The sequence below is a fragment of the Chitinophaga sp. genome (assembly GCF_039596135.1).
GTDB lineage: Bacteria > Bacteroidota > Bacteroidia > Chitinophagales > Chitinophagaceae > Chitinophaga.
Window position 1 is genome coordinate 255,516 of the sequence record NZ_JBCNKH010000002.1, and the last position, 14,858, is coordinate 270,373.

The window sequence follows — 14,858 nt, forward strand, 5'->3', positions numbered from 1 at the left end:
AGGGGGAAATAATAAAAGACAAAAAAGTATTTTATTGAGAGGAGGAAATCCCTTTATTCTGTATTTTTAAGTGTATCATCTACAATCAATTCCATGTTATATAGATTTTTGTTATCCTGTTTATTGATTTTTTGTTTGAAAACCAATGCCCAGCTGGTATGGACCACGCAAAGCCGGCATGCCGGCGAATCTATGCCCTGCGGTGGTGGAGATATTGGTTTGAATGTATGGGTGGAGAAGGGAGACCTGTTGTTTTATTTATCACGTAGCGGCACATTTGATGAGAATAATGCCATGCTCAAGCTGGGCAGGGTGCGGGTACGAGTTTCAGGGCACCCCTTTGACAGTAAGGATTTTCGGCAGGAATTGCATTTGCAGGATGGGAGTGTAATAGTAAGTGGTGGTGGGGTGAAGATTGTGTTGTGGGTAGATGTATTTCATCCTATTGTGCATGTGAGCATGGAAAGTAGGCAACCTGTACAGGTGAGTGCGGCTTATGAATCATGGAGATATGAGGATCATTTGATTACAGATGCGGTGGAATGCCGGGCGAATTCTTACAAGGTATTGCAGGCGTTTCCCATTACTACTTATAAAGATTCGGTTTCTTTTGGGCAGGATGGGGTGGTATTTTATCACAGGAACAGGGATGATAAGGAAGATATTTTTGATTATACCGTGAGGATGGAAGGGATGGCATCAGTGAAAGATCAGTTATACAATCCTATCCGGCATAATACATTTGGGGGTGTGATGGTGGGGAAGGGAATGGTAGCAGGTGCAAATGCTTTGGGTCAGTATGCAGATACAAAATATCGTGCTTGGGAAATAAAGACGGTTAGGCCGGTACGTGCGCAGGAGATCACGATTGGGTTGCATGTAGCACAGACAGGAACATTGGAAGAGTGGCAGCGGGGCCTGGATGCATTGGGAGGAGTAGAGGCATCAAAGAAAAAGCGTGCATTGCAGGGAGCGCAGGCACAACGGCAGCGCAGCCGGGAATGGTGGCAGCAATTCTGGAATCGCAGTTATATTCACATAAATAATAAAGATACTGCTGTACGTGCAATAAGCCGTAATTATGAATTATTCCGTTACCAGTTAGCATGCAACGCCTTTGGCGAATGGCCTACAAAATTCAACGGTGGATTATTTACATTTGATCCTTGCTATGTAGATAGCAGTAAACATTTTTCTCCTGACTTTAGAGCCTGGGGCGGCGGTACAATGACTGCACAAAATCAGCGGCTGGTATATTTCCCCATGTTGAAAAACGGAGATGGAGAAATGTTAAAAGGACAATTTGATTTTTATCTACGCATGTTGCACAATGCATCTCTACGTAGCTGGGTATACTGGAACCATGGCGGGGCCTGCTTTACAGAACAGATAGAAAATTTTGGTTTGCCAAATGTAACAGAGTATCAGCCTAAACGGCCTGCAGGCACTGACCCCGGTGTAGAGTATAACAAATGGTTAGAATATGAATGGGAAACCGTGTTTGAATTTTGCCTGATGATGCTGGAAGAGCAGCGGTATGATGGTGTAAGCATACAAAAGTATTTACCTTTTATGGATAGTTGCCTGTCTTTTTATGATGCACATTATCATAAATTCGACGTGCAGGGGCATTATATTTTTTATCCTACTTCTGCTGCAGAGACCTATAAGATAACTTATAATTCCACTACGGTGATTGCAGCGATGCAAACGATTCTGCAAAGACTGAAATCAGTTGCACCTGCTCCCAAATGGGATACAATGCTGGCACATCTGCCCCCCATTCCCTTAGGTGAATATGAAGGACATACCACTATTCTACCTGCAGAGAAATGGGAAAGAATTCAGAACAGGGAAACGCCGCAACTCTATCCTGTATTCCCCTGGGGCATATACGGCATTGGCAAACCCGGACTGGATACGGCCATCAATACTTATAAATACGATCCACAGTCAGTAACAGAATGGGATTATATAGGCTGGAAACAGTATTCCATCTTCGCTGCCAGATTGGGCCTGACAGCCGATGCGGCAAAATTGAGTTTACTGAAATTCAAAGATGGTCCACATCGCTTTCCTACATTCTGGGGACCGGGTTTTGACTGGACACCAGATCATAACTGGGGCGGATCTGCCATGATCGGGGTACAGGAAATGCTGCTCCAGACAGATGACAGGAAGATCTATTTATTACCCGCATGGCCAAAGGAGTGGGATGTGTCTTTCAAATTACATGCACCTTATCAAACTACGGTGGAGGCGGTAGTGAAAGGAGGGAAAGTCATTTCTTTAAAAGTCACTCCTGCGGCAAGGGAGAAAGATGTGATTTACCCCAACCGGGGTGGGATATGATTTAGTTTTCCCGGATCGAGCTATGCAAACCGGCCGGCATTTCCACCGGTATATATAATCTAATGGATGGAAGGTAATAGCCAAGGGCTAAAACTTTTTATCTTTACACTCTCTAAACCTGAATTATGACCAAAATCCTTTGTCTCTCACTGGCGCTGTCAGGCGCTATACTCGGCCAGTTAAAAGCACAGAATAAAGAGTCTTTTAAAAACGATGCACCGGTATCACCCAGCCGGATACTGAAAATTGATTCTGCTATAGTGACCCATCATGAAGTCACTATCAAAGGACAGCGGGTACCTTACTCCGCTACAGCTGGCAGTATGCCAATCTGGGATGAAGATGGCCGCCCACTGGCAGGTGTGTTTTACACTTATTACGAAAGGGAAGATATCAAGGATAAATCTAACCGGCCACTGGTCATCTCCTTCAATGGTGGTCCTGGTACGCCTTCTGTCTGGATGGAAATCGGTTATACCGGTCCACGCCTCCTCAACATTGATGACGAAGGATATCCTGTACAGCCATTCGGTATGCGCGACAATCCGAATTCCATCCTGGATGTGGCAGATATCGTATACGTAGACCCTGTGAATACAGGCTACTCCCGTCCTGTGAGCAAAGACGTTCCCGGTTCCCGCTTTTATGGCGTGAATGCAGACATCAAATATCTTGCAGAGTGGATCAATACCTTCGTGACCCGCAAGGGCCGTTGGGCTTCTCCAAAATTCCTGATTGGCGAAAGCTATGGTACCACCCGTGTATCTGGTTTAGCACTGGAACTGCAGGATGAACAATGGATGTACCTGAATGGGGTGATCCTCGTTTCTCCCACTGATTTGGGCATAGAGCGTAGTGGTCCGCTGGATCAGGCATTGAGTCTGCCTTACTATGCAGCAACTGCCTGGTATCACAAAAAACTCCCTGCCGACCTGCAGTCCAAAGACCTGAACGACGTATTGCCAGAAGTTGAAAACTTTACTATCAACGAACTGGTACCTGCTATTTCAAGAGGCGGTTCCCTGGACGATGCACAGCGCAAGGCATTGGCACAGCGTATGAGCCGCTACAGTGGCCTATCTGCACAGGTGTTCCTGGAAAATAACCTCATTGTTTCCTATAACTTATTCTGGAAAGAACTGTTGCGTGACCAGGGGTATACCATTGGCCGCCTGGATTCAAGGTACAAAGGTCTGGATAAGCAAAACGGCGGCAGCAGGCCTGATTACAATGCGGAACTAACGGCGTGGTTACAGGCTTTTACACCTGCTATCCATATTTACCTGCGTGATGAACTGGAATACAAAACGGACCTGAAGTATAACATGTTCGGACAGGTATGGCCATGGGATAATCAGAATAATAAAACTGGTGAAAACCTGCGTCAGGCCATTGCACAGAATCCTTTCCTGCACCTGCTGGTACAGTCAGGTTACTATGATGGGGCATGTGATTATTTCAATGCGAAGTATAGCATCTGGCAACTGGACCCTGGTGGTAAGCTGAAAAACCGTATCAAATGGGAAGGGTACAGAAGTGGGCATATGATGTACCTGCGCAAGGATGATCTGGCTACAGCTACAGAGAACCTCAGGACGTTTATTAAAGAGGCGACGCCTGCAAAGGGAACGCCTGCGAAATACGAATAAATTTTTACAAGAGGTTGTCTCAGGAGTAAGTTTTACCTGGTTATATTCGGGTACCTGATGGAACGAGATGTCGAATAAACGAGATTACTTTTGAGGCAACCTCTTTTTTTTAGACCGTTATGGAAAGACTGCTACAACATGTACAACGCTTTGTAGAATTAAACAGCGAAGAACAGGAGCTGTTGTTATCCTGCATGAGATATGAAGAAGTGAGCAAGAAAACACATTTGCTCAAACAGGGAAAGATCTGTACGGGGAGATATTTTGTGATAAAGGGACTGTTGCGGCAGTATATTATCGGCGAAAACGATGCGGAGCAGATTACGCATTTTGCGCTGGAAAACTGGTGGATGACGGATTATGACAGCCTGGAAAGGCGACAGCCTTCGGAGTTTTTTATACAGGCTGTAGAGCCTACTGAATTGCTGGTATTGGATAAGGAGATGGAAGAAGAATTATTTCAGAAAGTACCCAAAATGGAGCGGTATTTCAGGCTGGTATTACAGCGATCGTATGCTGCTTCCATGATGCGGATCAAGTATATTTTTACCACGAGTGGCGAAGAAAGGTATAATCATTTCAATAGTTTGTTCCCGGAGTTTATACAGCGTGTTCCACAATATATGTTAGCTTCTTACCTGGGTTTCAGTGCAGAGTTTCTAAGTAAAATCAGGGCTAAGAAATCTTGAACTAGTTCAAGATTTTCAAGGGCAGTTCTACCCCAACTTTGTGTCAACAACAAAAACAAATTGACATGCAAAACAGAATTGACCTCGGTAAAGTAGAACCCGAAGCTTATAAGGTAATGATGGCTTTTGAGAAATATGTACATGGTACGAAGTTGACCCCTATTCAACGTGAATTGATTAAGATAAGGGCTTCACAGATTAATGGTTGTGCATATTGCCTGGATATGCATACAAAAGATGCGCGGAAACTGGGAGAGACAGAGCAGCGGATTTATACATTGTCTGCATGGCGGGAGACGCCTTTTTTTACAGCGGAGGAAAGGGCGATATTGGCGCTGGTAGAGGAGGTGACAGAGATTAGTAAGGGGCATGTGAAGGATGAGACGTATGCAGCGGCAGCGAAGGTGCTGGATGAGCAGACGATTGCGCAGGTGATAATGGCGACGATAGTGATTAATAGTTGGAATAGGATTGGGATATCGACGAATATGCAACCGGCGTTGTAGTTATGGCAACCTATGCCATTCTGCCTTCGGCAGAATGGCATAGGTTGCGGAGGCCATCTCTCAGCGACCGGAGGTTGCTGATAGAGGGATTATTGGACTGAGGTCGCTGAGTTGAGTTGCTTTATTAAGAATTCAGCAGCAGCCTTATTGACCTTGAGTTCATTGCTGTATTTCATCCAGTGATGTGTATCATCTGGAATACTCAGGGTTTCATAATGAACACCTTTTTGTTCTAACCGGTTAATGAGATCAATGCTTTGGTTGAAGTTTACATTCCTGTCATCATCTGCATGAATCAACAATACAGGTGAAGTCCATGTATCTACATGTGCCACAGGGGATGACAGCCAGGCCACTTTTTCCGCAGTATCGGCATCTGGTGCCGGGGTAGCAGTAGGAGGTGTGGAAAACTGCATCCGGTTATGTACCCCATGAATATCTACACCAGCTGCAAATAATTTAGAATCCCGGCCCAATGCATGGGCAGTGAGAAAACCACCATAAGAACCACCATAGATACCTATTCGTTTTGGATCTACCTGCGATTGTGCTGCCAGCCATTCCCCGGCTGCTTTCACATCCTGGTATTCTGAAGCACCTAAAACCCCTGCACTGGCAGGCTTATGGAACTCATAGCCATAGCCGATGCCCAGCCTGTAATTGATAGCCAGTACAATAAAACCGTTATCTACCAGGTATTGGTTTAAAGCATAATCAATAGAATAATAATCCATCCAGTGCCAGCCTAACACCATCTGGCGTTGAGGTCCACCATGTACATATACAATAGCCGGCTTCTTTGCAGCACCACCTGTGGGTTGATATAATTGTGCATGTATGGGGGTACCATCCGGGGCTTTGAAGATCACCTGTGTAGGTGTCACCAGTTTTGCAGATGGAAAATTGGCAGGCAGCAAAGCGGCTCCTGTCAGTACAGGTTTCCCTTTTCCGAAAGGCATTTTCGCCGTGAGCAGGGGCTGCTGTGCATTGGAGGTAAATAGGATCACGGATTGGCCATCGCCTGTTACCACAGGATAGGTTTCAATTCCATCACCGCTGGTGAGCATTTCCATGGTTGCTTTATCAACAGGTACACGGCCAATGTGGCGCCTGTCTATATCCTGTGGAGAGGTGCCATTGTTCGCACTGAACACCAGCCATTTTTTATCGGCAGTCAGTGAGATCTGTTCACACATAAAGTTGCCGGGCGTGAGTAATAGCGGCGTACCACCGGTACCTGGAATAGAATAGAGATGTGGCCATCCGTCATGATAAGAAAGGAAGGTCACGCGGTTGTTCGCGGCCCAGTGCAGGTTGGTAGCTCCATCTGTAGTAGGAATAGAACCACTTAATGTGGTGGGTGCTTTCCACAGTAATGCAGATGTGCCGTCACTGATATTGGCAGTTCTTATTTCCCATGGTTTATGACGACGGGGCAGGATAGAGTCGGTTGCACCGCCGGTACCGGGTGTACGGACAAAGGCAATCTGCTGTCCATCCGGCGACCATCGGGGAGAATTATCCTGCGCAAATCCGGGTGAGATCCACTGTATAGGAGTAGTGGCATTTGAATACACACCAATAAAACTATGACCATTGCGATCAGATACAAAAGCGAGTTTGCTGCCATCGGGAGACCATTCCAGAGAACTGCTGGTGCCTTTGATACTGAATAAAACATGGGCAGGTGAAGAGCCATCGACGGGCACGATATGCACGAGACCACCTTTTACAAAGGCTACACTGTCGCTGTGTGGTGACAGGGCAGGATAGTCGCCTTCAGACAATACTTTGGCAGGGCCGCCATCAAAGGGAACGGACCAGATTTCTGTTTTGGGAGGTATGGGATCCTGTGCAGGGTTGACGGCGTTGAAACCGTCTCTGCCGCTATGATCACCGCCACGGGTATATACGACCCATTTACCATTGTCAGATATGGAGAGGCTGGTGATTTCCTGTCCGTCATCCCGGGTATAGTTACTGAGTTTACGGGGAGAAAAGTCGGGGCCGACGGCCACATATACATTTCTTTTTCCCTGTTCATTCACAGCCCATGCCACTTTAGCACCCTGAGCCGAAGCGGTGAGTTCAGAAGGGAAAGGGTAGGCGGTTACGGCTTCCATGGTGTAATGTTGGCCATAGGCCATGGATGCGAAGCATAAATAAAAAGCTGTTAGTAAAGATGGTTTGCGCATGCATTATCTGGTTTACAATGGTGGGATGGTGGTGGGGCTAAGATAATGTCAATTTTTAAAAAAAGCAGCTAAACATCGCTGAAGCATGACACATCAGCGATGTTTAGTTGGACCTGCAATGATTTAGCAAAACCAGTTACAGTGGAATTAAGGTTTTTGTTGCTGGATAATGTTCCGGATCACGAATTCGGTGAGTGCGTTACGGCCGGAAACGCCTAGTTTGCCGGCAATTCTGTAGCGATGATTCTCGATTGTGCGGATAGACACGCCCAGTTCTTCTGCCATTTGCCTGGTGCTTTTACCTTCAGCGATCATTTTTATAATTCTGCTTTCTGCCTTACCTAGTCTGTGATACAAGGTTTGTTGTGCAGTATTGGGATCAGCGAGGGAAACGGCACTGGTTTCTTCAGGAGGTCTGACATGATTAAATTTAGCGAAGCGACCCAGGCGGGAGCGGATGCTGAGGAGCAGGTCCCGTTTTCTGAATGGTCTGGCCAGGTAGTCGTCGGCGCCAAGGTTCATGGCCATACGCATCTCCTGTCGGTTGTCCCGCAAGCTGATGAATATGAGCGGGATGTGATCATAAGCCGGATCATTTCTGAGGGCCATAATAAAATGGTGTCCCCCGGTACCGCGTAAGTGGGCTCCACAAATGATAAGGTCCGGTTGATGTTGTTGACAGATGATGATCCCTTCTTCCTCTGACGCGGCTGTGTATGTGTCATATGATTGTGATACAAGTAACTGCCGCGTTTGTCTTACAAATACCTGGTCTTCATCTACAAGTAATATTTTATAGACTGCAGTGTTCATTAGAAAAGTTGATATACAGGTATGAAAAATTTAACAGGCGCAACGTCAAAGTATTGCCTGCTCATGCCTGGGTAAATAAATGGGGACAGGAACTGAGTCTTGATAGCGCATAACGCCCGAAAAAAACGGTGTAATCGTGTACATCTTTTACTTGGTTAATATTAAGTTTTACCTCAGGTGATATACAGATACAAACGGACTTTTTAGAGCCTGTCGGGATCTGCCTCCATCAGTTGATATAGTCAGGTTTCTTTCAAAAAAGATATGGGAGTGGTCTTTCTACTGCGTAAATATGTATGAAATAACGGGTGTGGCTTCAAGGAATACTATCGTATACCAGTAAAATAAGCGCTAGTACTCAAAAATAGATGTGCTGATACTCATTTAAACGACGCAAAAATGAAAAGAAATCCCGCTTCCAGCTTGATTTGCCATCTTTGCCGGGCTATCAAAATAAGCACACCAATATCCTTATAACCACTCACTGGCCTGGTCTAACGTAAGTACGCCAGGCCTTATTTTATATGTAACCTTCCTCATTTTCTTGTAGCTATAGGAGCATAGCTATTATCCACGGTACAGAAATAGAACCATTTGCTTATAAACCAGATCATTACCTAATAAGCGGGTCACAAATGTATTAGTAAATATACTAATTTTTAAAGTTCTCAGCAGATGATCTGTAATTATAAAAACATGTTAAAATAGCATCATATTAAAAAATGTTCCTCTTTTATAGACCATCGCTTAAAAAAAAGTTATCCACATTGTACGCATTTCCTAACCCGGCATTTTTTGTATAAACCCGACCCCAAAACTGAATCGGACTTACTCTTATGGCTATCCGAAAAACCATAGTGTGCAACATATTAAAATTTCCATCAATCCTTTACCGGGAGTACTTATCGGGGTAAAAGAGGATGGTGAGTACTACTCATTAATTGTAAATGTAGATCTGAATTTGGAACGGAATCAACCAGGTATGAGGAGTGAATAAATTTGTAATAGTTTGATTTATAATAAGCAAATGAGGGTATTTATAGGGTATTAATTTTCTAAAAAATATTGTTTTATCAATAAATATAGATATTTTTATATTCGAATTAACTATATCCTTGACAATCGGGAATTTATAGTCAAAAAACCATAACCAATGATAAACGCTGCATTATATCAGATCTGGACCGCTCTGAACGAGTTGCTGAGGGGGCCATCTTACCGCCTCAGACCTGTGCGGGTACATTATATATATAATAAGGAGAGGGAGCAACGTAGGTTCATATAACTGAGCAAATCATTGGGACAAATATTCGAAACTTACCACTAGTTTATAGTAATCCTATGCCTATGCGCAAACATTACAATTCCGCTCGTTTCACCCTGCCGTTTTCAAGGCAGCAGCGAGTAGGCCTGATTCACACTGGCGCCAAAAAGATCTCAGATTATTGTCTGGCCCTGATCCTGCTTATTGCAGGTCTGGCCTGGATTCCAGCCAGCGCTACTAATGTAGCTATCCATAGCGGTCGCCCCACAGCAGGTACTGTTTCCACCTGGATAACCGCCAATGGTTCCCCAACAGGAGCAGATGGTTCCTACGCCAGTGGTAACACAATTACTTATTCTATTTATGTACAGAACAATGGTGCTACTGCCATCACCAATGTGACTGTAGTAGATACCCTGCCTGCCAATACCTCTTTTTATGGTGCTACCTACAGTGTAACACCAGATGCTAATGGCAAGATTACCTGGACAATCCCCAGTATCGCAGCAGGGGCTACTGCCTTTGTAAACCTGACGGTGACAGTAGGTTCCAACCTGAGCGGGGTTGCGTACATTAAAAATACTGCCTATGTAGATGCGGGTGATGGAAATGGGCTGTTGCCAACTCCGGCCACCCAGGGGGGTACTTATACTTCCTGGCCAGCACTCTCTACACCTGTAGATAATGGAGCCAACTCCATTGCATGGCTCAGTGTTTCTTCCTCCAGTTCTGCAGGTACCGTGACCGCAGGCGACGTACTTACTTATACAGTTCACATCCGTAACAAGGGTACTGTAGACCTGACTAACCTGGTCATCTATGCATATGTACCTGCTTATACCATTTTTGTGGATGGAGATAACTCCGTTACTGCTGATGCTAATGGCCTGGTTACCTGGACCATTCCAAGTTTGCCTGTAGGTAGTGCAGATGTGACCAGGGCATACCGTGTAAAAGTGTCTACTGACCTCACCGGTGCCTCTGCCATTACCAACACTGCTTATGTAGACAATGGCAATGGTAAGGGAAAAATAGCAACTTATCCTGCCGCTACAGGTGATGCCAGCAACCCGAATTCTGCTTCCAACGCGGGTGTTTCTACTTCCATCAGTGTTTCCAAATCATCCAGTTTCGATACATGGATGATCGTACTGAATGAAAATGGTAACAACTATGTAAGCTCCAGCGATGTACTGACATATTATATATATACACGCAATACCGGTAGTGTTACTATTCCAACTGTACAGATCAACGTAGTGGTGCCAACAGGTACTGACTATACACAGGGTTATGATGGTGCTACCCACCCATTGAATACTGATGTACAAACAGTGTACTGGACAGTAAGTAACCTGGTAGCCGGCGCCATCAGTACCGTGCGCTATACAGTAACAGCTTATGAAGATCTGACATCCTATCAGGCGATTACAAGTACTGCTACCGTAAACAACGGTGATACCATCAAAAATACGATGAACTGTGACCCGAACGAGAGTGGTTGTGACGGTAAAACAGTTACAAGTATCAGTGTTCAGGGTGGTAAGCCGGGTCTGTTTGTAAGTAATGTGGTAACGCCAAATGGGGATGGTAAGAATGACTACTTCTATATCAGAAACCTGGATGAGTACCAGAACTCCAAGCTGTATATCTTCAACCGTTGGGGTGCGCAGATCTACTACTCAAATAACTATCAGAACGACTGGAAAGGAACAGGATTGGCAGAAGGGACCTATTATTATAAAATTGAATTACATACCGGGACCAATCCCGATCAATACACAACTTACAAGGGTTGGGTCATGATTATTAGATAATTGAATGAACTGTATTTCTAAAAGTGCAAATATGTACACAAGAAAAAATTGGTTTACTGTAGTATTATTACTTTGTCTGGGAGCAGGCGCCAAGGCACAACAAAGTGTTCAGTTCAGCCAGTATATCTTTAACGGCCTGTCCGTCAACCCTGCGTATGCCGGTTACAAAGATGTAATGTACCTGAATGCAACTTACCGCGATCAGTGGAGTGGTTATCCTGGTGCACCTAAAACAGGAATGGTATCACTGGATGGTCCGTTGAAACGTCCAAACAGAGATGCAAACGTGGGTTTGGGTGTTCAGGCCATGATGGATAAACTGGGGCCACAGAGCGCTATCTCCATCTATGGATCTTATTCTTACCGCATTCGCCTGGATGATGAAGATACCAAACGCATCTGCTTCGGTATCGGTGTGGGTGCTACCCAGTATGGCCTGGATGGTACTGCACTCGAGTACCTGGATTCAGGTGACCGTATCATTCCTGATGGTAGTGCAAAGGAAACAACTCCCGATGCACGTGTAGGTGTCTACTATTATTCTCCTACCTTCTATTTCGGTGTATCTGCACTGGACCTCTTTTCTAAATTTACCGCCAGTGGTTATAAATGGAGAGGATATACATATGAAAGTATTCGCAGAAGACAATCTATTTACCTGACTGCGGGCTATATGTACAGCCTGTCAGAACAGGTATCACTGAAACCTTCTGTGATGTTTAAGAGTGACTTTGCAGGTCCTGCAGGTTTAGACCTGAACCTGATGATGTACATTGATAATCTGTTGTGGATCGGGGGATCTTACAGAACTAACGTAGGCGTATTTACAAACAAAGCGATTTCTTCCGCTACACCGGTAGAATCTTCCAATGCTGCAAGTGCTATATTAGAGTACTACATTACGAGCAAATACCGCATCGGCTATTCCTATGATATGACTTTAAATAAACTGGCTGGTATGCAAAGCGGCAGCCATGAAATTTCAATCGGCATTCTATTTAATTCTAAGCAATATAGTACTTCCAATCCCCGGTATTTTTAATCTTAAGATCATCGAATTAATATGCTACGTTGTTACGCAATTTTATTATGCACACTTTTGGTCGTCCCTGTCACACTCTTTGGACAGGAATCTAAGAGTGTGCGTGAATTGGCTGACGATGCTTACGACAGGCAGGAATTTGCCACAGCCGGCTCCTTATATTCGAAACTGGCAAACAAAAACCGTAATAAGTCAAATGTCGAGCTGCTGCAAAAAATAGCAATGTGTTACCGGGAAGTCGGCTACTACGAGGAAGCCGCTAACTGGTTCAAAAAGCTTGATGCCTTACCTAACTGTCCTAACGTTGTACATCTGTTATATGGAGAGACACTAAAGAACCTGCAGAAATATGAGCAGGCAAAAGTACAGATAGCAAAATTTGTTACTACCAAGCCAGATAGCGTACGCCTGAAAAATGTAATGAGCGCAGGATGTGATAGCGCCATTATGTGGAAAGCGGATCGTGTAGACATGGCGATGGAAGATATTAAAGAATTGAGCTCCTCCGGCTCCGACTATGTAAGCGGAGTAACCAGGCAGGGGCTTTTGCTCGTATCAAACGGTTACCGGAAAATGGCAATTTCCAATGCTCCGGAAAAAACACCACAGATTGATACGCGCACAGGGCAACCCTATTTTAAAGCATACCTCTTTAAGCAGTATGCACAGGGTGTTGCCAATACCTATGTTGAAGAGATATTACCAGAGCTGCTGGGCAAGATACCTTACCACGTTGGCCCTGTATGTTTTAATCCAAGAGAGGATACTGTCTACGTAACACTGAACTCCTGGCAGCAGGATATTGCGAACAAGACAAAGCGTGGCCCTGTAAACGGTGAGCGCGTAATGATCGTGTTCTGGTCTTACAAAACAGGTGACTCCTGGGCGCCGCTGGAACCGCTGAAAGAAATCAATGCACCAGGTTTTTCTTCTGGTCACGTGGCCCTGAGCCGTGATGGTCAGCTGATGTATTTCACTTCTGACAGAAAAGGTAGTGTGGGTGGAATGGATATCTGGTATAGTGAAAAACAAAAGAATGGTAAATGGGGCAAGCCTAAGAACTGTGGCCCTATTATTAATACACCATTTGACGAAGCATTCCCTACTTACAACGAAGCGGGTATGCTTTACTTTTCCAGTAAAGGACATCCGGGCATGGGCGGTTTCGATATTTACCGTGCCACCGGTACCGGCAGTAACTGGACCAAGCTGCAGAACCTGCGCTGGCCGTTTAACTCCGGTGGAGATGACCTGGGTTTCATTATGATAGCGAATATGTATGAAGGTTACTTTGCCTCTAACCGTCCTGGTGGTGGTGGAAGTGATGATATCTACCGCTTCATGGATACTCACTTTGCTGAACGCTTTAATGGTGATGGCGGTATGCAACCTTACCAGGCGCCACCAGCTGCAATAGATACCACACCGGTAATGATGGCAGCTGCGGATCCTGTAAAAAAAACGGAAGATGTAAAACCGAAGGATACACCTAAACCTAAAGAGGAGAAAACTTCCAAACATCATAGAGGAGATAAAGAGAAATCAGTACCTGCATTGCCTGTAGTGCCTGCACTTCCTGTACCAACGCCGCCGGTACCAACACCAGCAGCTCCGGCTAAGCAGGAAGAACCAGTGGTGACCAGTCCGATGCAACAGGTAACTGTTCCATATACAGAACCAACACCAACAGCTAGTACACCAACACCAGAACCGGTGGCACCAGTGGTTGTGGAAGAGGTGAAGAAACCGGAAACGAAAAAGCCGGCTACCAAACAATCAACGCCGAAACGCCCGGTAAGACCCGAGCCGAAAGCGACACTGCCTGAACCTAAGCCTGAACCGGTAGTACCAGTTGCAGAACCTGTGAAGGAACCAGCTCCTGAACCAAAGTCAGATTATGTAGAAGAGCAGCCATTCAGCGAAATGGATAATGCGATTATCGATAAGCTGGAAAAACTGATGTTCTTCTACGATTACAACAGTGCGATCCTGACTACTAAGTCAAGAGATATGCTGGATAGGGTAGCAGTAGTGCTGAACCAGTTCCCTAACTGGAAACTGAAGATCACCTCTTATACAGATAGCCGTGGTTCTGATGCTTATAATAAAGACTTGTCTGCAATGAGATGCTATGCAGTGATCGATTACCTGATTAAGAAAGGTGTGGCCAGCAGCAGGTTGTATTATGAAAACATTGGTAAAGATCCGAACGATCCTTGTAAAGGAGGAGCAAATTGTACGGAAGAACAATATAAGTTCGCCAGACGTACCATGTTGAAGATCATTCGTAAGAATTAAGATAGAAATAAAGGAGAGAAATCCCGGTCAGCGCCTGCCGACCGGGATTTTTTCTTTTTAAAAAAAATATAAGTACCCGATAGTACCATTTTCCCTATCACCCGACTCCTATATAGTGACTTTATAACCATATTCATTAAAAGAAGATAATATATCAGGCCAAAGCAGACCGCTTCATCTGCCTAACCCGGTATCATTATTAAAAACAATTTTTCTATTCTGTGAAACACCGG

Annotated in this window: 9 protein-coding genes; 7 read left to right on the top strand and 2 right to left on the bottom strand. The window is 44.9% G+C overall.

Features of this window, described 5'->3' with window-relative positions; genetic code table 11:
• The first annotated feature begins 135 nt into the window (after positions 1-135).
• The 4 genes from ABDW16_RS03035 (at position 136) to ABDW16_RS03050 (ending at position 5,196) form a co-directional block, all read left to right on the top strand.
• Positions 136-2,352, top strand: a complete 2,217-nt coding sequence (locus ABDW16_RS03035) for a DUF5703 domain-containing protein (RefSeq protein ID WP_343667640.1) — start codon at positions 136-138, stop codon at positions 2,350-2,352.
• 125 nt (positions 2,353-2,477) lie between these two features.
• Positions 2,478-4,001, top strand: a complete 1,524-nt coding sequence (locus tag ABDW16_RS03040) for a carboxypeptidase (RefSeq protein WP_343667641.1) — start codon at positions 2,478-2,480, stop codon at positions 3,999-4,001.
• 119 nt (positions 4,002-4,120) lie between these two features.
• On the top strand, positions 4,121-4,690 hold the full coding sequence (locus ABDW16_RS03045; RefSeq protein ID WP_343667642.1) for a Crp/Fnr family transcriptional regulator: 570 nt from the start codon (positions 4,121-4,123) through the stop codon (positions 4,688-4,690).
• Between the two features lie 65 nt (positions 4,691-4,755).
• Positions 4,756-5,196, top strand: coding sequence for a carboxymuconolactone decarboxylase family protein (locus ABDW16_RS03050; protein ID WP_343667643.1), 441 nt, complete (start codon positions 4,756-4,758; stop codon positions 5,194-5,196).
• Between the two features lie 89 nt (positions 5,197-5,285).
• Here the strand turns inward: ABDW16_RS03050 and ABDW16_RS03055 are convergent, their stop codons facing one another.
• Positions 5,286-7,391 (bottom strand): prolyl oligopeptidase family serine peptidase, encoded by a 2,106-nt coding sequence (locus tag ABDW16_RS03055; protein ID WP_343667644.1) that lies wholly within the window; start codon positions 7,389-7,391, stop codon positions 5,286-5,288.
• A 147-nt stretch (positions 7,392-7,538) separates the two neighbouring features.
• Positions 7,539-8,204, bottom strand: coding sequence for a response regulator transcription factor (locus tag ABDW16_RS03060; RefSeq protein WP_343667645.1), 666 nt, complete (start codon positions 8,202-8,204; stop codon positions 7,539-7,541).
• 1,347 nt (positions 8,205-9,551) lie between these two features.
• On the opposite strand from ABDW16_RS03060, the gene ABDW16_RS03065 reads away from it, so the two are divergent.
• From ABDW16_RS03065 to ABDW16_RS03075, 3 genes are read left to right on the top strand one after another with little or no spacing between them, the layout of a single operon-like run.
• Positions 9,552-11,285 (top strand): gliding motility-associated C-terminal domain-containing protein, encoded by a 1,734-nt coding sequence (locus tag ABDW16_RS03065; RefSeq protein ID WP_343667646.1) that lies wholly within the window; start codon positions 9,552-9,554, stop codon positions 11,283-11,285.
• Between the two features lie 31 nt (positions 11,286-11,316).
• A complete protein-coding gene (locus ABDW16_RS03070; RefSeq protein WP_343667647.1) occupies positions 11,317-12,327 on the top strand; it encodes a type IX secretion system membrane protein PorP/SprF in 1,011 nt (336 codons plus the stop codon).
• Between the two features lie 57 nt (positions 12,328-12,384).
• Positions 12,385-14,625: an OmpA family protein gene (locus ABDW16_RS03075; protein WP_343667648.1), complete on the top strand. Its 2,241-nt coding sequence runs from the start codon at positions 12,385-12,387 to the stop codon at positions 14,623-14,625.
• The last annotated feature ends 233 nt before the right edge of the window (positions 14,626-14,858 follow it).